Consider the following 18531-nt stretch of genomic DNA (forward strand, 5'->3'; position numbering starts at 1 on the left):
CCCCGAAACCACGGATCGCACCTTCGCGGAAGACACGGTCCCCTCCGCACCGGGCGGCGAGACGCATCAAACAGCGGGCGAGGGACACGAAACGTTGACCACGGCCCAGGGCGTCGCGGTCGCGGACGATCAGAACTCCCTGAAAGTCGGCGGCCCCCGCGGGCCGGTGGCTTTGGAGGACTTTCAGCTCCGCGAGAAGATCTTCCACTTCGATCATGAACGGATCCCCGAGCGCGTCGTGCACGCCCGCGGCTACGGCGCCCGGGGTTACTTCGAGAACTACAAGCCGCTGACGGATCTCACCGCGGCGGACCCGTTCAGCGAAGCGGGGCTGAAGACGCCGGTGTTCACGCGGTTCTCCACCGTCGCGGGCAATAAGGGCAGCGCCGACCTCGCCCGAGACGTCCGCGGCTTTGCGGTGAAGTTTTATACCCGTGCGGGGAACTGGGATCTCGTGGGGAACAACATCCCCGTGTTCTTTATTCAGGACGCGGTGAAGTTCCCGGACCTGATTCACTCCGCCAAGCCGGAGCCGGACCGGGCCTTCCCGCAGGCTCAAACCGCCCACGACAACTTCTGGGACTTTATGTCCCTGATGCCGGAAGCGACCCACATGGCGATGTGGATCATGTCCGACCGGGCGATCCCGCGTTCCTTCCGCTTTATGGAGGGCTTCGGCGTGCACACCTTCCGCCTGGTGAACGCGAAGGGGAAATCGACCTTCGTGAAGTTCCATTGGAAGCCGAAGCAGGGACTGCAATCGGTGGTGTGGAACGAGGCGTTGAAGATCAACGGCGCCGACCCGGATTTCCACCGCCGCGACCTCTGGGGAGCGATCGAAGCGGGCGACGAAAGCGGCGACTACCCCGAATGGGAACTCGGCCTGCAAACCTTCTCCGAAGAGGACGCCGACCGTTGGATCAAGGAGTACGGCTTCGACGTGCTGGACGCCACGAAGCTGATCCCGGAGGAACTGGTTCCGGTGAAGCCCGTCGGCAAGATGGTCTTGAACGAGCGCGTCGATAATTTCTTCGCCGAGACGGAACAGGTCGCCTTCTGCACGCAGAACGTCGTGCCGGGGATCGACTTCACGAACGATCCGCTGTTGCAGGGCCGGAACTTCAGCTACCTCGATACGCAGACGAAGCGTTTGGGCGGGCCGAACTTCACCCATATCCCCGTGAACGCCCCGAAGTGCCCGTTCCACCACTTCCAACAGGACGGGCATATGGCGATGCACAACCCCGTCGGCCGGGCGAACTACGAACCGAATAGCTGGGGGCCGGAGCACAACCCGAAAGAAAACCCGGAGACCGGTTATCAATCCCTCCCGGTCGAGGAGAGCGGCCCCAAGGTCCGCGTCCGCAGCGAGACCTTCGCCGACCATTACAGTCAGGCCCGGCAGTTCTATATCAGCCAGACGCCCGAGGAGCAGACGCACATCGCCGACGCCTTTACCTTTGAGCTGAGCAAGGTGCAGACGCCGGCGATTCGCAAGCGGATGGTCTCCCATCTGTTGAACGTCGACGCGGATCTCGCCCGGACCGTCGGCGAACAATTGCGGCTGGAGGAGATGCCCGCCCCCGCCGACGCCGCGAAGCCGACCCGGCAGGATCTCAAGCCGTCGGACGCGCTCAGTATTATCAAGAACGGCCCGGCCAGCTTTAAAGGTCGGAAGGTCGGGGCGCTGGTGACCGACGGCGTCGACGCCGACTTGCTGGCCGGCCTGATGAAGGCCTGCAAAGCGGAGGGCGCGATGCTGGAGTTGATCGCCCCGCACGTCGGCGGCGTGACGGACAGCGCCGGCAAACACCACGACGCCGACGAGAAAATCGACGGCGGTCCCTCCGTCCTCTACGACGCCGTCGCCCTGCTGCCGTCGGCGGACGGGGCGGTGGAACTGAAAACGATGCCGCCCGCCCGCGACTTCGTCGCGGACGCCTTCGCCCACAAGAAGTTCATCGCCCACGTCAAAGCCGCCACGCCCCTGTTGGGCAAAGCCGGCGTGGTGCCGGACGATCTCGACGGCGGCTGCGTCGAATTGAAGTCGGCGTCCGACTGCGACGCCTTTGTCAAACAGTGCCGCGCCCTGCGGTTCTGGGATCGGAAAGCGTGAATCGGAGAGCGTGAATCGGATATCATGCGAGGATGCGCGCTCCGACGCGCCGCGGCGTCGCTCAAGCCGGGACCGTTCGGACCCCGTCGGGTTCGCCCGACGTGGGCGCCGGCGGTCCCGGACCGTGGCGGCCCCCCGCGAGTCGTTCTCCCCTCACCGAAGATCCTCCATGATCGCTCAGCATTCTCCCATGGCCGACCAGGTCTCGCTCGCACGACGTTTCGCGACGACATTGACCTTGATCGCAGCCCTCACGGCGGGCCTCACCTCGTTGACCGGCTGCGATGAAACTGTCGAAGGCCCGGTGGAGCAGTCCGAAGAACTTGATCCGCTCCCCGAGGACTATTGATCGCAGTGGAGAGCTGAGCGCCGTAGTCGGCGTCTGCCCCGCGGGCCGGCGCTCGCCGGCGTTCCGCGGAAGCCTCCCGCTGAAACACAACCGCCCCCGATCGCGCTGGCGATCGGGGGCGGTTGCTTGCGGCTGAATCCCACCGATCGACGGGCGGCGTAGCGATCAGAACCCGTTGGTGACCGTCTCGCCCGCATTGCGGGTTCCCAGCGCTCCCCAGATCCCGTAAGGGCTGCGGCCGCTGGTGACCATGGCTGCGTTCTGATTCCCGACGTCGATCGTCTCCGAGATAAAGTGAACGGAGCCGTCGGTCAGGACGACCTGCACGCCGCCGGAGTGGTTGCTGGTCGCGGAGAAGATCCCGCCGGGCGACCCGTCGTAGATTGGGTTTTTGCAGCTGGGGCCGTTGGGGGGCGTAATCGTATTAAACCCCGTGTGGCAGGTGGCGCCCTGCGCCCACCGGCTGCCGCGGACCCACTGCGAGTTCCGGTCATGCATCATCGCGATGGACGGGGCGTAGTAACCCGGTTCGTTCGGGTCGGCGACGGCATCGGTGCAGTTCGCGCCGGGATTGGTGTAGATCTCCGGACCGAGATCCCAGGCGACGTTCCCCTTATACCGACGGGTTTTGTCGCCGCGAACGAATTCCCCGTACAGGATCGTGGTGGTGGTTCCGTCGCGAACGTCCCGCATGCCGAGAGACTGCCCGCGAACCGCCATGCCGCGGGTCATGCCCGTGTAGTTGGGTCCGGTCTGCTCGCCGCTTTCTCCTCCGGTTCCCTGTGACTGGTTCAACGGCGGGTTATTTCCGCCGTTGGTCGTGTTGCCGTTGCCGTTGTCGCCCCAGTTCATGCCGTAGTTGGAGTCCGCGAGGTCCGTGACTCGCGTACCGTCCGACGGACACAGCAGAAACGCGATCTGCGTGATCCAGGGGTCGTAGTTCGTCTGCCAGGGAGCCGGACCCATCGGGGGATAGTTCGGCCCCTTGTTGTACGGCTTGGAGATCTCGTTCCACAGCGCCGTTTGATCCAGGTACGGCGTCATCGCCACGAACGAACTCAACGCGGCCCGGTTGCTGTTGGCCGTGGTCTTGCCGTTGTGGCCGTTTTTTCCGAAGCCTGTGCCGCCGCAAGCGATCGGGAATACTTTATAGGTACTGTGGTAATTATGCGCCGCCAAGCCGATCTGCTTGAGGTTGTTCTGACATTGGCCGCGGCGGGCGGCCTCGCGGGCCTGCTGAACGGCAGGCAACAGCAGGCTGACCAGGATCGCAATAATCGCGATCACCACCAGCAGTTCGATGAGTGTAAAGCCGCGGCGCGACGGCTTCGGCGGAGCGGAAACAGGAAATCGCATGACGACCTCGTAAAGTGAAGAGGACCCCGGGATGGGAACCGGCTGGAATCAGCCTTCTCCGATCATAGCCGGTCGGCGAGACGATCGCATCAGCGGTCCCCTCACATTCCCCAAGCCTCCTCCAAGCCGAAAGATCGAACGAAACGGCTGCTGCCGAAGGGCGAGGAACCATCCCGGCGCCCGCCCGATCGCCCCGCTATCCTTGCCTTCGCCCAGAACGCGGCCCCAGGACGACCTCGGAGGTCGAACCTTCGCAACGTCGGGCCGTGGGGACGCATCACGCTCCGCCGGGACGCGTTCGCGTCCGCCCTTCGGCGCCGAACCGGACGCCCGGGAGCGGGCGTCGCGGTCCCGTTCGGACGTCGATCAGTTCGCCGCAGCGTCCTTCCAGCCACGCCACAGCCAGACGAGGCGATCTTCGAAGCCGTCGCTGGCGGATTCGCTGTTGTGGCCGCCCTCGCCCCACCAGGTCTTGTAGTCGTAGCCTTTATATTCCAAGGCGCTGGCCATCTGTTGGTTCGCCAGCCACCAGTCGCCATGGTCGTTGGACAGGTCGCCGGAGCCGTCCTGCAACGCCACGCGAATCGGCTTCGGCTCGTTCTTGCGGATCATCACCGGGTACTCGTGGCCGCCGGGAACGCCGGTCCCGCGACCGCCGCGGATGCCGGTGAACGACCCGATATGCGAACTGACTTTCCCGAACCCCTTCGGCTGTCCGGCGGTGAACCACGCGGCGCTGAAGGCGCAGATTCCGCCGCTGCTGTTCCCGCAGATCGCCCGTAGCGCCGGGTCTTCGGAGACGTTCAGCCCCTTCAATGCGACGGGCAATAATTCGTCGTTGAGGTAATTGACGTAGGCGTCGGTGACGGTGTCGTATTCGATGCTGCGGTTGCCCGGCTTCAACGTTTTGCCGTCGACCTTCACCTGCCATCCGCGGCCCTCCGGCGCCTTGCCGCCCAGTTCGTTCTTCACCTGGGAGGCGGAGAAGCCCGGATCGACCATCACCGCGATCGTCGGCGGCATCTTGCCGGAGGCGATCAGCCGATCGAACGTCCCGGGGACGTTGAACGGGCCGTCCTTCCGCACGAAGTTGTGGCCGTCCTGAAAGACCATCAACGCGGCGGGCGTCTTCGGGTCGTACTGGGCCGGAACGTACACGCTATAGGCCCGCAGCGTGCCGGGATAAATCTTCGAATCAGCGAAGACGCCGTCCGTGACTTTTCCTTCCGGGACGGCGCCCTCTTCCTGGTGGTCCGGCGCCGGCCCGGCGGCGGGCAACAGGGCGAGTAACAATGCGGCGGGCAGCGGAGCGGCGATCATCGGCGGGAGCGAATGGGAAGGAGGGACAAGCGATCGAAAGCGTACCCGCCGATCCGTTCCCCCCGCCAGCGGACCGGGGGAGGCAGACCGGGAGGCCGCCTGAGAACTGTCGACGGGCGGTATCTTCCCCTGCCCGACCGGGACGTCCCCGAGGACGCGGCTCGTTCGGCTCGCTACCGTGCCTCATTCAGTCTTCGCCCCCCCGTCGAAACGAGCCCGAGATGCAGTGGAGAGGTCGCCGCGAGAGCAGCAATGTGGAGGACCGCCGCGGCGTCCCGGCCAAGGGCTTGGCCCTGGGCGGCGGGGGGATCGGCACGCTGTTGATTATCGGCCTGTTCTGGCTGCTGGGCGGCGATATCGGGCAGGTCGCCCAGATGCAGCAACAGGCCGGCGGCCCCCCGGCCGCGAATCGTCCGGCGAGCGAAGATGACGAAGCCAAGGACTTTCTCGAAGTCGTCCTCGCGGACACGGAGGACGTCTGGCGGGCTCAGTTCGAGCAACATTACCCCCGCCCTTATCAGGACACGACGCTGGTGATGTTCACCGGCGCCGTCGACAGCGGCTGCGGCCGCGCGAGCAGCGGCGTCGGTCCCTTTTATTGCCCGGCCGATCGACAGGTTTATATCGACCCGAGTTTCTTCACGCAATTAAAACGTCAACTCGGCGCCCCGGGCGATTTCGCCGCCGCCTACGTCGTCGCGCACGAGGTGGGCCATCATGTGCAGAACCTGCTCGGCTATAGCGACCGCGTCAACGCCGTGCGGCGGGGCGGAAACGAATTAGAAATCAACCGCGCGAGCGTGCGGCTGGAACTCCAGGCGGACTTCCTCGCCGGCGTCTGGGCGCACCACGGCCAAAAGGAGAAGCGGTTTTTAGAGGAAGGAGATATTGAAGAGGCGTTGAACGCGGCCTCGAAGATCGGCGACGACACGTTGCAGCGCCAAGCGACCGGCAGCGTGAACCCGGACGGATTCACCCACGGCACCAGCGAGCAGCGGGTGCGTTGGTTTCGCAGGGGTTTCGAGACAGGCGATTTGAGCCTGCTCGACCAGCCGTTTCAGCTGCCGTACGACCGACTCTGAGCGACCGGAGCCGGTTCCCGGAAGTCGCCGCGCCGGTCTCGGCGACGGCACGTGGTCCCCGTCGCGACGCCCCGCTTGCCGCCCGCGGGACGACGGGCGACACTGACGGCGAGGTCGTCAACAGCACGTCCCCCGGCCGGGTGGCGGAATGGCAGACGCAGCGGACTTAAAATCCGCCGGACCGGAAGGTCCGTACGGGTTCGAATCCCGTCCCGGCCATTGATAGTAGACGCGCCGGGCGGCACGTTGGCGCGCGAGGCCGCGCTGGTGCCTTGTTTGTAGGGGTTTGCGTCATTCGGCGCCGTTCGGTGCGACTCGCCGCGGCCGGGCGCTGCACCGCTTTCTGCACCGCCTTTTCGATCGTCTGCCGGACCCGCTGCGCCCTTTGCGTAATGTGCCTCCGTCACTTGCAGGTAGTGCTCGGCGGCGACGGCCGGCGAGTTCCCGATCCAAGCGCAGACGACATGACCGGGGAACGTCTCGGCCAACTCCGTCTGCCGGCTGGCCCGCAGGTTGTGGAACAGCCGCGGCCACCGCTCCACGCCGGCCCGCTTCATGTATCGCAGCAGGCCCGTGCGGAGGTTCGCGTTCGTCCCGCGGCGATGAACGAGGACGTTCCCGACCGTTGGGGAGCCGGCTTCCGCGTGGACCGCTTCGAGGTACGGCCGCAGCTCGGGGAAGATCGGCAGTGTCCGCTTCCCCTTCCCGGCGAGGTGTTCCGTCTTCGGGCTGTGCACCGTCATCCTGCCGGCGGCCCAGTCGATGTGTTCCCACCGCAGCCGAAGGTGTTCCGAGGGGCAGCGTAGGCCGCCGAAGCGAGAGAGGGCGAAGATCAGCCGCCACTCCGCCGACGGCAGGCCGGCGAGGACGCGGGCGGTCGTCTCGCGGTCGATAAAGTGCATTCGATCCGGGTTCCCACGATCGCTGCTTTTCAGGTCCGCGAACGGATTAACCCGGAGCAGTCGCCGTTTTACCGCCGCCGTCAGGAATTGCTTCGCCCGGCCGCACCGGCGACGGATGGTCGCGTCCGCGTAGCCGAGGCCGGAGAGGTGGCGCCGGAAGGTCTCCGCGTCGGCCTCCGTCAGTTCCCGCAGCGGCTTCTCCGCCCCGAAGCAGTCCACCAGATGATCCTTCGCGTGGCGGAGCTGCCGGAGCGTCGGCGGCTTCGCGTCCGTCCGCGATTCCATATAGCTATCGATAAACGGACCGAGCCGGGCGTCCTCCCGCTTCTTCAAGAGACCGACCGCGGCGAGCTTGTCGTGCATCGTCGCGTCCAGCGTCTCCGCCCAATCGGCCGTCTCCGCGTCGAGCAGCGCCCCGCTCCGCTTAGCGGCGACGAGACGTTCGACCCGCAGCCGCAAACCTTCCGCCTGCTTCTTCGTCACCTTGCCGAGCCGCAGGCTCCGCCGTTTGCCGTCGCCGCCGACGAACTGAATCGTGCGACGGCCGTTCTTGCGATCGTGGCTGATGCTGGCCAAGGGTCAGGCTCCAGTCGTGGTGGAGGGATCGCAGGTGGCCGGCACGGCCTGTCGACACTTCGCCGCCTGCACATATCGGTCGAGGTCGCGGGGGTCGTACCGCACCCAGCGGCCGTCCCGCAGAACGGGAATCGGCCCCTTGGGGGCGGTCAGATCGAGCAGCTTCCGCTCGGAGATGGTCAACCACCCGGCGGCCTGCCGGCGGGTGAGAAGTGCGGCGGTCGGAGTCATAACGGGCGGCATGGGCTTCGGGGGGAGAGGTTAGCGCGACCGGGGGGCCGGCGCGAGGGGTCAGGCGGCAGGCAGGCCGCGCTTCCGGCGATGCTTTTCCATCAGCTTTCGTACGCCGGCATCCTTCTGTCCGAGCTTCGCGGCGTTCGCGGAGATGAACGCCAGCAGTTCGGGAACGGTGCCGACCGGTGCCCCACAGTCCACGGCGATCCCGGCGGCGTAGCTCATCATCGTTTGGGCGGCTTTCTCCGGCCGAATCAGGGAGCGGTCTACCGGCTTCACCGAGGCGAAGGCGGTGCGTTCGTCCCAGCCACCGAAGGTGTCCTGCACGAGCCGCCAGAAGTCGGACGGCGCCGCTCTCGACTGGTGCCCGTTGGCCTTGTCTGGCACCCCATCCGTCAGCATGAAGAAGGTTCTGCCGTCATCACCGCCGCTGATCTTGCGGGCGATGTTCGGCAGGTTGTCGAGAACGTCGAGGGCCGTGCGGTAGCCGTGATCGGCCAGCCACGCCCCCATCAGCCGATACTCGACCCGGACCGCCGGGCCGAGGTCTTCCAAGTCCGTAAGTTCGTGCTCATGCCAGCGGTCCCGCAGCATGCATTGGCGATAGCCGTAGGACTTGGACGACAGCTCCCGCAGCTTGTCATAAATCGTCAGCAGCAGCCGCTTGCCGCTCCCCACCTTCAGCCCGGTCGGGGCGTTCCCTTCCGTAAACCGCACATGCTTCTTCGCGGAACTGACGAACCGGCCCGCGTCGTAGGGGACCAGCACGTCGCGGTGCATGTCGCGGCAGTAGAAATCGCCGCAGAGGTCCACCCGCTTCACCCACTCGTCCACCACCTCGCCGCCGAGCTTCTCGATGACGTGGTTCTGCACCGAGAGAGCAGACCGCAGACCGTAGACGACGCAGGCATCCCCGGTGATCCGGCGACGAAAGTTATAAAGCGTTCGATCGGTCGACGGACGCGGGTCGAGGTGCAGGACGATCGAGTCCCCGCCCGGTCCGGTTTCCAGCCGCAGTTCGCAGTGCGAATCCCTGCCGCTCCCGGCCCCCCGCCCGTGGACATGCCAGGTCGCGCCGGGTTCGGCGATCGTTTGCGGCGTTCGCTTCTCCCGAGCAACGGCCCGCAGCGCCCGATATTGCTCCCAGCCTACCGGCAGCGCTTTGGGCCAGCGAATTACGCCGCCGGTCTCCCACCAGTCGACGGCTCGGTGTGGGTTGGGGTCCCGGTCGAGGCGGCGGCGGGCATCCCGCATCGCGTCGCGTTCAGTGTTCCGCGGTGATGATTGGCGGTTAGAAGGTCCCGTGATACTGGGGCACGGGGGCTGCTCGAAGGCGGAGGAGCGGCGGTCGTTATTGGCGGTGGTCATCAGATCCCGTCCGTGGGAGGTGAAGAAACGAAAAGTAAAGTTACCGATCTGCCGTCCTGAGCGTCGCCAGTCGATCCGGCGGCGGGCGGGCGTCGCTCCGCCGAGGCGGAGCGTCGCGCCGCCCGCCCGCCGCCGATCCGCCAGCTACGCCACGGATCGCCCCCTCGAAGATTCGTTCCGTTCTACTCCAGACTTCGGGCGATGAGGATGTCCCGCCATGCGTCGCATTCAGTGCGTGGGACGTACGAAAACTCTCTCCGCGTGCGGGTGCGTTCTCCGCCCAAGGCGCCGCGGACGGTGTCCTGCAACTCGTAGAGCAGCACCGTGAGGCCGCCCCGTTTGACCCGCTTGTGCACGGACGGACGGGAGACGCCGACGTACTCGGCGACCCACTCGTAGGGGACCAGTTCCCCGCCGAAGTCTTCGTGCACTTCGCGGAACCAGGTCGCCAACGTCGCTTCGCCCCCGCTGTCCCGGTAGACGCGGGTGCCGGGGTCGATGTGGACGGCCTGATTCTTCCCCTGCGGGATAAGGCAGCGTGCGGCATAGTCGGCGAGGCGGGGGTCCGGAGAGATGTCGGGCACGGATTCGTTGCACGGCTGGGTTGTACTCGCTCGCCGGCGAGAGGGAACCCCAACATGCTACGAAATGTTGCCCGGCGCCGTCGCGTGCGTCGCGACGTGCCGGCCGGACCTGCCGGACATCGGCTCGGGCTCGACAAGAGGGGACCGCCGCCCCTCCCGCCTTCGCCGTCGCGTCACCCCTGCATCGGGCGAAGGGCTGACGCGACGGCGAAGGCGGGAGGGGCTATCTGAGTCGATCAGAAGCCCAGTCGACTCTTTAAATAGTCTTTCAGGAGGTCGACTGATGCCTTGCCCACTACTCCAGCCGAACTGAGCAGGAACGTTTTCAGCTTCCGTTCAGCCGGCTTCTTATCTCCGGCAGGTAAGGCCGCATCTTCAAGTTCCCGCAGCGACACCAACAACGCCTCTCTCTCCTTACCCCCCTGTCGGGCGATTAACTGTCGGAACTGCTGTCCGGCTTCGGCGATGCCCGCTTCCCCAGAGAGCTCATCATAGATGATTTCTCTTGCTCGCTCGTTGCTGACCATCGGTGCCGACCTCAACGGCATACTGCGAACACCACTGCCGATAGACGTCAGTTTTTCGAGATCACCCACGAAAGGCTGCCTGAAAGCATCGTCCACAAGCATCTCAATTTCCCGTCCGTCGGGAGTCTGTTCCTCCGCGAGCTCTTGCTCGAGCCGATGCCGGATTGCAAGTAAACGACGTTCTCTCTCTTGTTGCATGTCTAACCGAAGCCTCCGAACCTCTCTGCCATATTTTTCCACGAGGCGGCTTGCCTTTGCAGAATTGACGCTTGCCAAAGCCAACACCTCCGCCGCCTTTTCCGGCGCCGCCTCACTCAGGCTTGCCAGATCGCTAAAGTTCCTGTAGTGCGACTCGACATCTACTGCCTCTTCCAGTTCAGCGCGAACTTCGTAGAAGCTGCCACTTGGCGTCTGCTTGACTTCCAACTTCGCTGAGACACCCGCCACGCTCGAGAGGTAGTCGCAGAACAAGCGGATTACGCGGTCGGTCTCCTCGGCATACAGCTGTGCCTTAGGGACGTACGTACGGAAGAGCAGTTTACTGTCACTTTCCCTTAAGAAATCTGTCGTAAGGACGGTTACTTCAGCGTTTTTTCGGTAGGTGACGAGTTCCATCCCTCGCAAGTAGAACAAGGGGTGCACCAGATCTCGCACTTCCGGCGTTATTCTCGCATAGAGGTCCGCCCAATCATCATCTGGGTCAGCGGTCTCCCCGCAGCTGAACAAATCTTCGTGCACGACCACAAGGTTCGGCACGCTGGATATGAGATCCAGCAGTCGTTTTGCGACATCTTCGTACTCAGGATGGCAGAAGTTGAAGTAGGCATCGAGAGAGAGCCGCATCGAGACGGCAGTCACTTCGTGGGAGTCAAACAGATCGACGATCGACGCCCAGTTCGCCGGCCCTGATTTCAGTCGCTTCTTCTTGTACGGTTTTCCGGCCTGCTTGAGAAAGTCGACAATGCCCGCGTCACCCATCATCGGCTCTAAGAGAAGCACCAGCCCGCCTCCCTCTATCGATTCCTCTCCTTGAGACATCGTAACCTACCGCGAGATAACGTTTTGGAGTGAAGGAACATGGCCGGCCCTTCCGTTCAGCACGCTTGGGCCTATCGCAGGTTATCCGGCTTCGGAGGCCCCGCCTACTCCGCCGTTCCGGCCAATCATGTCATCGAAAGCCATCCGACATTGATGACAGAGCGCACGATAGCTGGCGAGTAGCTGCCTCATACTGGGGGACGGTGCACCGGATTCTGCACCGCCTACCGTAGCACGCGGCGCGGATTCGCAGCATCCGCAGCCTTCCCCGTTCTCGCTTCGAATCCCGTCCCGGCCACTGTTTTTGTCGCGTCGTCTGCGGGGGCAGGAGAGTCCGCTGCGGATGGCCGTTGGTTGCGTCGCGGTCCTCGACAGTGCCGGCGATTCGCTCAGGGAGGCCGTTGCGACGACTGCGGCCTTGGGGGCGGGATCGGCTTGGCAGAGGAGCTCCGCATCGTCTGGGTCGGGCTGTGACGAACACGGGTTCTGCGGCCGGACGAATCGGTCAGCAGACGGGCAAAACATGCGCGGGGGTTGACGGCGTCGAGCGAAGCGACGTTGCCGCCCGGCGGCTCCCGGCGTGCAGATCCGGTACAACGCGGCGGAACGGCGGCTTTCCTCCTCGCTTTCAATCACCGAACTCCATGGCTTCGATCACCGGCCTCGTCGCCGCGACCCACACGCCCTTCGCGGCGGACGGGCGGCTGTACCTTGATGCGGCGGCCCCGCTGGTCGACCGGCTGGTCGCGGACGGCGTCGCCGGATTGTTCGTCTGCGGCAGCACGGGCGAGGGCATGTCGCTGACGGCGGACGAACGTCGGGCGACGACGGCGGCGTTCGTCGCCGCGGCGGCCGGTCGCGTGCCGGTCCTCGCCCATGTGGGCCATAACAGCCTGGCCGAGGCCCGATCGCTGGCGGCTCATGCGGCGGAGGTCGGCGCCGACGCCGTCTCCGCGACGTCGCCCTCCTACTTCAAGCCGAACAGCGTCGCCGCGCTGGTCGATTGCGCCGCGGAGATCGCGGCCGGAGCCCCGGACCTCCCCTTTTATTACTATCACATCCCGGCGCTGACGGGCGTGAACCTCGATATGGTCGAGTTTCTGACGCGGGCCGGCGAGCGCATCCCCAATCTCGCCGGGCTGAAATATACCGCTCCGCTGCTGCACGAGTTTCAGGCCTGCCGAGCGGAGCAGGACGGCCGGTTCGACATCCTCTGGGGTTGCGACGAAATGCTGCTCGGAGCGCTGGCGACGGGCGCCCGGGGGGCGGTCGGCAGCACCTATAACATCGCGGCGCCGCTTTATCGACGGCTGATCGACGCGTTCGAGGACGGGAATCTGGAGGAAGCCCGCCGCCTTCAGGCGCTGTCGGTGCAGCTGGTTCGGACCCTCAGCGGCTTTCCGTTCCATGCCGCGACGAAAGCCGTGTTGAAGATGCGGGGCATTGACGTCGGGACCTGCCGGAGTCCTTTAGCGACGCTTGCTGAGGCCGACACAGCACGCCTCCGCCGGCAACTCGAAGAGATCGGCTTCTTCGAGTGGTCGGGCGACGCGGCCTCCGCTGGTTGAACGCCCTGACGGACGCCACTTTAGGACCCCGACGCCGCGATCTCGCGCTCCCGACACCTCGCATGAGCAGTCCGATGTCCGCCCTGAACGCCGCCCGCCCGGCTCCGCCGAGACCGCCTAGGAACTCGCGCCTCCTCGCGGCGGGCGCCTGGCTCGTCGCGTTTGCCGCGGCGTTCGCCCCGTCGGCCGCCGCGGCGGACTTCTCCAAATCGGTCGTGTTTGAACGCGGCGAATCCGGCTATCCGATCTTTCGGATCCCCGCGATCGTCGAAGCCGCCAACGGGGATCTGCTGGCCTTCGCCGAGGCGCGACAGGGGGGCGACGCCAGCGAGATCGATCTGGTGCTCAAGCGCTCCATCGACCGCGGACAGACCTGGACCGGCCTGACCGTCGTTCAGGACGACGAAGCCTTCCGCAAGTACGCCGACAGTCCGGACCAACCGCTAACCGTCGGCAACCCGGCGCCGGTCGTCGATCGGGCCGACCCGGATCATCCCGGCCGCATCTGGCTGCCGTTCACCCTGGAGAACGCCCGCGTCTTCGTCACTTACAGCGACGACCACGGCGAAACCTGGGCGCCGAGGCGGGAGATCACCGCGGCGGTCAAACGACCGGACTGGGGCTGGTACGCGACGGGGCCGGTGCACGGAATTCAACTCCGCCGCGGCCCCCACAGCGGCCGGCTCGTCGTCCCGTGCGATCACCGGCTCGGGGACTCCGGGGCCGATCGCGGACCGAACGGCGCCCACGCGATCCTCAGCGACGACCACGGCGCCACCTGGCGGCTCGGCGCGATCGACGACACCTATGAGGACGGCTTGAACGCCAATGAAACAACCGTCGTCGAACTCAACGACGGCCGCCTGTACTTCAATACCCGCGATCAGAACGGCCCGGCGCCCGGCGCCCGCGGCGAGGCGTTCAGCCGGGACGGCGGGGACACGCTGGAGCGGATCACCGGCCTCTATTCGCTCTATCGACCGAGCGAGCGCACGCTCGATACCCCCGTCGTTCAATCCGCCCTGCTGCGGGCCGAATCGACGCTCGACGGCGGCCCGGCGGACGTCATTCTCTTCTCCGGTCCCGACGAGAACGGCCCGACCGGCCCCGGCCGCAGCGATCTACGAATCCGGTGTTCGTTCGACGAGGCCCGCTCCTGGCAGGACGGCCCGCTGATCCATGAGGGATTCGCGGCCTATAGCGATCTGGTCCGCCTGGGAGACGGGGCGTACGGCGTGTTGTTCGAGGCCGGCAAGGACGGAGCGGGCTATCAACAAATCCTCTTCGCCCGCTTCACGCTCGCGGATCTCACGCCGCCGCCGTCGCCCTAATTACGCCGCTGGAGAACCCGGCCAGCCCGGTCGGAAACACCGTCGTCCTGACCGCGGAAGACTTGGAATGACGCATTCGTTGCTGCTCGGCCTGCTGCTCGCCGCGTTTCCCGCCCAAGGCGGGGACGCCCCCGGCGTAGGCCGCTTAGACGACCGGCCGGTCGAGTTTCGTGCTTTCAAGACGCTGCCGGACCCGCTCGGCTTCGGCGGGCCGATCGCGGGATCGGTCGGCGCCGGGGAGGACGAGACGCTGATCGTCGCCGGCGGGGCGAACTTCCCGCACGGGCCGCCGTGGGCCGAGGGCGAGCGGCCCGCGGGGGCGAAGGTCTGGCACGATCGCACGTTCTTCCTGCGGCCGGGCGACGGGGCGTTTCGCGAGGGGCCGCGGCTGCCGTACCCGCTGGCGTACGCTCCCTGCGTCGAGGCGAACGGCGGGCTGTACGTGCTCGGCGGGGAGACGTTCTCGGCGGAGACCGGCCCGCAGGACACGGCGGAGGTATTGCGAATCGTCGGCGGGTCGGGGGACGAACCGCCACGCATTGAACGGCACGCCCTGCCGCCGCTGCCGAAGCCCTGTTCCTATCACGCGGCGGGGCGGATCGGCCGCACGCTGTTCGTCGCGGCGAGCCACCCCCGCGGGGACGACAGCCGCACCTTGGATGCAGCGGCCTTCTGGTCGCTCGATCTCGCTGCGAAGAACCGCCGATGGGTCGAACGCCCCGTCTGGCCGGGACCGCCGCGGCACAAGATGGCGCTCGCCATCGCCCGCGGGCCGCTTGCTGACACGGGAGAAGCGACGGGCGAGCGGATTTATCTCATCAGCGGTTCGACTTGGGCCCGCGACGCCGACGGGGAGCACGATCTCTCAAAATATCGTTACTTCGACGACGCCTTCGCGTTCGATCCGGCGACCGACCGCTGGGAGCGCCTCGCCGATCTGCCGGCGCTGCCCGAGACGCGGACTATCGATACGTCGGACTATACGTTCGATAAATCGCGCAACGCCTGGACGGTCGCGAGTGAAGACAGTCCGCCGGCCGACCCGGCGGCGTTGTTCGATGGAAACCCCCGCCCCGCCGCGGCGGCCTCGGCGATTGGGGACGGCGATCGGGTGTTGCTCGTCAGCGGATCGACCGGGCGGTACGTCACCCTGCCGGTTCGCGATCGGCCGGCGTTTCCCGCGGAAGTGCTCGCCTATGAGATCGACACAAACGCTTGGAGCGTCGTCGGTCGCGTACCGACGCCGGTCGTCACGACGGCGCTGGTTCGCTGGAACGGGCGATCCGTCCTCATCAGCGGCGAGGTCCGCCCCGGGGTCCGCACGCCCCTGCTTCAATCGACTCCGGCGCCGTGACTGTTCCGCTCGCCCAATCCGCCGACGCTCAATCCGCCGAGGTGTCGTTCGGACTGACGAACTGGCTGGTGCTGATCGCCTATCTCGCGGGGATGGTTTGGATCGGCGTGCGGTGTTCGCGCACGGAGTCCGGGACGGAGGACTTTTTCCTCGCCGGGCGCCGTATTCCCTGGTGGGCGGCGGGGCTGTCGATCTTCGGCACGCAGCTCTCGGCGATCACCTTTATGGCGATCCCCGCGACCGCCTACGGGGACGACTGGGTGCGGATGACGTTGAACCTGATGCTGCTCGCCGCGTTGCCGGTGGTGGCGCTGTTCTATCTGCCGTTCTATCGCCGCACGGGCGTGGCGACGGCCTACGAGTACCTCGAACGCCGGTTTAATCTCGCCGTTCGCTGGCTGGCAAGCGGGCTGTTCATCCTGTTGCAGATCGGTCGGATGGGCGTCGTGTTGTATCTGCCGGCGATCGCGCTGGCGGCGGTGACGGGGATGAACGTTTACGTCTGTCTGGCGCTGATGGGCGTGCTGGCGACGATTTATACCGTGTTGGGCGGCATCGAAGCGGTGATCTGGACGGACGTCGTGCAGGTGGTCGTGCTGATCGGCGGCGTGCTGATCTCATTGGCGGTGATTACCAGCCGGGTCGGGGGCGTGGGGGAATTAATCGAGGCGGCCGGCGCCGCGGACAAGTTTCAGATCGTCGAGACGATCCCCGCCGACCCGCCGACTCCCACACCCGCGGAGGAGGCCGATGGCCGGATCGACGTCCCGCCGTGGCTGAGCGGCAACGCCTTCTGGATCATGGTCGTCGGCGGGTTCGTGATGGCGCTCACGCCCTACACCACCGACCAGACCGTCGTGCAGCGGTACCTGACGACGCCGAACGAAGCGGCGGCGGTGCGCAGCGTGTGGTTGAACTTCTGGATGACGGCGCCGACCGCGTTGCTCTTCTTCGGCTTCGGGACGGCGTTGTTCGTGTTCTACGAGACGTTCCCCGGCCTGCCGCTGCCGGAGACGGCGGATGAGATCGTGCCGTGGTTCGTGGTGTCGCAACTGCCCGCGGGGGTCGCGGGGCTGGTGATCGCGGGGGTGTTCGCCGCGGCGATGTCCTCGCTGGACAGCAGCATGAACAGCGTCGCGACGGCGATCGTCAACGACTTCCACGTCCGCCTGCGGCCGAAGACGACCGACAAGGCCCGCCTGCGATTGGCCCGCCTCCTCACCGTCGTGCTGGGGGCGCTGGGTACGGGCGTCGCGGCGGTGCTGGCGAGCGTGGAGATCAAATATCTGCTCGACTTCTTCATGACGATGCTGGGCCTGTTCGGCGGCGGCCTCGGCGGGCTGTTCGCTCTGGCCGTGTTCACCACGCGGACTAATGCGACCGGCGCCCTCGTCGGTTTGATCGTCGGCACCGTCATCACCGCGGGCGTCCAATTCGCCACGGAGGTGAACGGGTTTCTCTATGCGGCGATCGGGTTCATGATCTGCCTCGTGATCGGCTACGGGGTGAGCCTGCTGACGAAGGGCGACGCCCGCGACCTCGCCGGCCTGACCATTCACACGACGGACCTCCGCGGACGCCCGGCGGCCGGTTGAGCCGCGTTCCGAATCTCTCACGCACCGAGCGCCCCGCCGTGGACGACGACCGCCGCAACCAACTCCTCGCGACCTACCGCGACGGGCTGCTGAACGACGTGCTGCCCTTTTGGACGCGGCACGCCGTCGATCGGGAGCACGGCGGATTCCTCACCTCGCTGGATCGCGACGGCACGGTCGTCGACACCGACAAGTCGCTGTGGCCGCAGGGCCGCTTCGCCTGGCTGCTGGGCGAGTTATATAACTCGGTCGAACCGCGGGAGGAGTGGCTCGAACTGGCCCGGCACGGCGTCGAGTTCCTCGATCGGCACGCCGTCGACCCGGTCGACGGCCGGATGTGGTTCGCCGTCACCCGGGACGGGCGGCCACTGCGCAAACGCCGCTACGCCTTCACGGAGAGCTTCGCCGCCATCGCCTACGGGGAGTACGCCCAGGCGACCGGCCGCGACGAGTACGCGGCGAAGGCCGAAGCCGCCTTCCGCCGGTTCGTCGAGCACGGCACGACCTTCCGCGACCCCTCGCCCAAGTGGACGGACACCCGGCCGACCGCGGGGCTGGGCGGGCCGATGATCACGATCGTCACCGCGAGCGAACTGCGTGATTCGATCGGGTTGGAAGACGCCGACGCTCTGATCGACGAGGCGATCGAGACGATCCGCACGAAGCACGTGAACGCAGACCTCCGCTGCGTACTGGAGACGGTCAGCCCCGAGGGCGAGCCGATCGATTCCTTTGACGGCCGCACGTTGAACCCCGGCCACGCGATCGAGGGGGCGTGGTTCACTATGAAGGAGGGCCGGCGCCGCGGGGACAACGCCCTTGTGCAGCTCGGTCTGACGATGCTCGACTGGACGTGGAAACGCGGCTGGGACGCCGAGCACGGCGGCATGTTGTACTTCACCAGTACCGACGGCCGCCCGGTGCAGGAGTACTGGCACGATATGAAGTTCTGGTGGCCTCATAACGAAGCGATCATCGCCACGCTGCTGGCCTATACGCTCACGGGCGACTCGAAGTACGCCGCCTGGCACGCCCTCGTCCATGACTGGGCTCACGAACGCTTCGCCGACCCGGAGCACGGCGAATGGTTCGGCTACCTCCACCGCGACGGCACGCCCAGCAGCTCGCTGAAGGGCAACTGGTGGAAGGGGCCGTTCCACCTCCCGCGGATGCAGCTCGAATGCTGGCGCCTGCTGGCGGAGCCCTCGCCCGCGTGGCGGCATTGAGGGCC

General features: G+C 66.2%; 14 protein-coding genes, 1 tRNA gene and 1 pseudogene. 9 read left to right on the plus strand and 7 right to left on the minus strand.

Features of this window, described 5'->3' with window-relative positions; all coding sequences use genetic code 11:
- Together LzC2_RS00680 and LzC2_RS00685 are read left to right on the plus strand one after the other, a co-directional pair.
- On the plus strand, positions 1 to 2116 hold a 2116-nt coding region (locus LzC2_RS00680; RefSeq protein ID WP_206678510.1), incomplete at its 5' end, for a catalase.
- A 169-nt stretch (positions 2117 to 2285) separates the two neighbouring features.
- Positions 2286 to 2465: a hypothetical protein gene (locus LzC2_RS00685; RefSeq protein ID WP_171182653.1), complete on the plus strand. Its 180-nt coding sequence runs from the start codon at positions 2286 to 2288 to the stop codon at positions 2463 to 2465.
- Positions 2466 to 2630: 165 nt separating this feature from the next.
- Here LzC2_RS00685 and LzC2_RS00690 read toward each other — a convergent pair whose 3' ends face one another.
- Both LzC2_RS00690 and LzC2_RS00695 read right to left on the minus strand, forming a co-directional pair.
- Positions 2631 to 3821 (minus strand): DUF1559 domain-containing protein, encoded by a 1191-nt coding sequence (locus LzC2_RS00690; protein WP_171182655.1) that lies wholly within the window; start codon positions 3819 to 3821, stop codon positions 2631 to 2633.
- A 366-nt stretch (positions 3822 to 4187) separates the two neighbouring features.
- Positions 4188 to 5141 (minus strand): alpha/beta hydrolase, encoded by a 954-nt coding sequence (locus tag LzC2_RS00695; protein WP_171182657.1) that lies wholly within the window; start codon positions 5139 to 5141, stop codon positions 4188 to 4190.
- Between the two features lie 221 nt (positions 5142 to 5362).
- Between LzC2_RS00695 and ypfJ the strand changes: the two genes are divergently transcribed.
- A complete protein-coding gene (ypfJ, locus tag LzC2_RS00700; RefSeq protein ID WP_171182659.1) occupies positions 5363 to 6223 on the plus strand; it encodes a KPN_02809 family neutral zinc metallopeptidase in 861 nt (286 codons plus the stop codon).
- Positions 6224 to 6357: 134 nt separating this feature from the next.
- Positions 6358 to 6442, plus strand: a tRNA-Leu gene (locus LzC2_RS00705).
- A gap of 197 nt (positions 6443 to 6639) precedes the next feature.
- Here the strand turns inward: LzC2_RS00705 and LzC2_RS22995 are convergent.
- From LzC2_RS22995 to LzC2_RS00735, 5 genes and pseudogenes are all read right to left on the minus strand, one after another.
- Positions 6640 to 7488 (minus strand): annotated as a pseudogene (locus tag LzC2_RS22995) (tyrosine-type recombinase/integrase); the annotation flags it as partial.
- A 216-nt stretch (positions 7489 to 7704) separates the two neighbouring features.
- A complete protein-coding gene (locus LzC2_RS00720) occupies positions 7705 to 7944 on the minus strand; it encodes a helix-turn-helix domain-containing protein (RefSeq protein ID WP_206678511.1) in 240 nt (79 codons plus the stop codon).
- A gap of 48 nt (positions 7945 to 7992) precedes the next feature.
- Positions 7993 to 9189 (minus strand): hypothetical protein, encoded by a 1197-nt coding sequence (locus LzC2_RS00725; protein WP_171182663.1) that lies wholly within the window; start codon positions 9187 to 9189, stop codon positions 7993 to 7995.
- Positions 9190 to 9485: 296 nt separating this feature from the next.
- A complete protein-coding gene (locus tag LzC2_RS00730; RefSeq protein ID WP_171182664.1) occupies positions 9486 to 9887 on the minus strand; it encodes a hypothetical protein in 402 nt (133 codons plus the stop codon).
- Positions 9888 to 10123: 236 nt separating this feature from the next.
- On the minus strand, positions 10124 to 11452 hold the full coding sequence (locus LzC2_RS00735) for a hypothetical protein (protein WP_171182666.1): 1329 nt from the start codon (positions 11450 to 11452) through the stop codon (positions 10124 to 10126).
- 644 nt (positions 11453 to 12096) lie between these two features.
- On the opposite strand from LzC2_RS00735, the gene LzC2_RS00740 reads away from it, so the two are divergent.
- The 5 genes from LzC2_RS00740 to LzC2_RS00760 all read left to right on the plus strand — a co-directional run bounded on the left by LzC2_RS00740 (position 12097) and on the right by LzC2_RS00760 (position 18526).
- Entirely contained in the window at positions 12097 to 13020 is a 924-nt protein-coding gene (locus LzC2_RS00740) for a dihydrodipicolinate synthase family protein (protein WP_171182668.1), read from the plus strand.
- A 62-nt stretch (positions 13021 to 13082) separates the two neighbouring features.
- The gene (locus LzC2_RS00745; protein ID WP_171182670.1) at positions 13083 to 14351 is read left to right on the plus strand and encodes a sialidase family protein; all 1269 of its coding nucleotides are present in this window, start codon (positions 13083 to 13085) and stop codon (positions 14349 to 14351) included.
- 67 nt (positions 14352 to 14418) lie between these two features.
- The gene (locus tag LzC2_RS00750) at positions 14419 to 15705 is read left to right on the plus strand and encodes a kelch repeat-containing protein (protein ID WP_171182672.1); all 1287 of its coding nucleotides are present in this window, start codon (positions 14419 to 14421) and stop codon (positions 15703 to 15705) included.
- A complete protein-coding gene (locus tag LzC2_RS00755) occupies positions 15702 to 17300 on the plus strand; it encodes a sodium:solute symporter family protein (protein ID WP_171182674.1) in 1599 nt (532 codons plus the stop codon). Before LzC2_RS00750 ends, LzC2_RS00755 begins: the two co-directional genes overlap by 4 nt.
- A 38-nt stretch (positions 17301 to 17338) precedes the next feature.
- Entirely contained in the window at positions 17339 to 18526 is a 1188-nt protein-coding gene (locus tag LzC2_RS00760) for an AGE family epimerase/isomerase (protein ID WP_171182676.1), read from the plus strand.
- Positions 18527 to 18531: the final 5 nt, after the last annotated feature.

Source organism: Alienimonas chondri (assembly GCF_013036045.1).
GTDB lineage: Bacteria > Planctomycetota > Planctomycetia > Planctomycetales > Planctomycetaceae > Alienimonas > Alienimonas chondri.

Coding starts and splice junctions, on each gene's coding strand:
- LzC2_RS00685 (WP_171182653.1), top strand. CDS start 2,286: ATGATCGCTCAGCATTCTCCCATGGCCGACCAGGTCTCGCTCGCACGA.
- LzC2_RS00690 (WP_171182655.1), bottom strand. CDS start 3,821: ATGCGATTTCCTGTTTCCGCTCCGCCGAAGCCGTCGCGCCGCGGCTTT.
- LzC2_RS00695 (WP_171182657.1), bottom strand. CDS start 5,141: ATGATCGCCGCTCCGCTGCCCGCCGCATTGTTACTCGCCCTGTTGCCC.
- ypfJ (WP_171182659.1), top strand. CDS start 5,363: ATGCAGTGGAGAGGTCGCCGCGAGAGCAGCAATGTGGAGGACCGCCGC.
- LzC2_RS00720 (WP_206678511.1), bottom strand. CDS start 7,944: ATGCCGCCCGTTATGACTCCGACCGCCGCACTTCTCACCCGCCGGCAG.
- LzC2_RS00725 (WP_171182663.1), bottom strand. CDS start 9,189: ATGCGGGATGCCCGCCGCCGCCTCGACCGGGACCCCAACCCACACCGA.
- LzC2_RS00735 (WP_171182666.1), bottom strand. CDS start 11,452: ATGTCTCAAGGAGAGGAATCGATAGAGGGAGGCGGGCTGGTGCTTCTC.
- LzC2_RS00740 (WP_171182668.1), top strand. CDS start 12,097: ATGGCTTCGATCACCGGCCTCGTCGCCGCGACCCACACGCCCTTCGCG.
- LzC2_RS00745 (WP_171182670.1), top strand. CDS start 13,083: ATGAGCAGTCCGATGTCCGCCCTGAACGCCGCCCGCCCGGCTCCGCCG.
- LzC2_RS00750 (WP_171182672.1), top strand. CDS start 14,419: ATGACGCATTCGTTGCTGCTCGGCCTGCTGCTCGCCGCGTTTCCCGCC.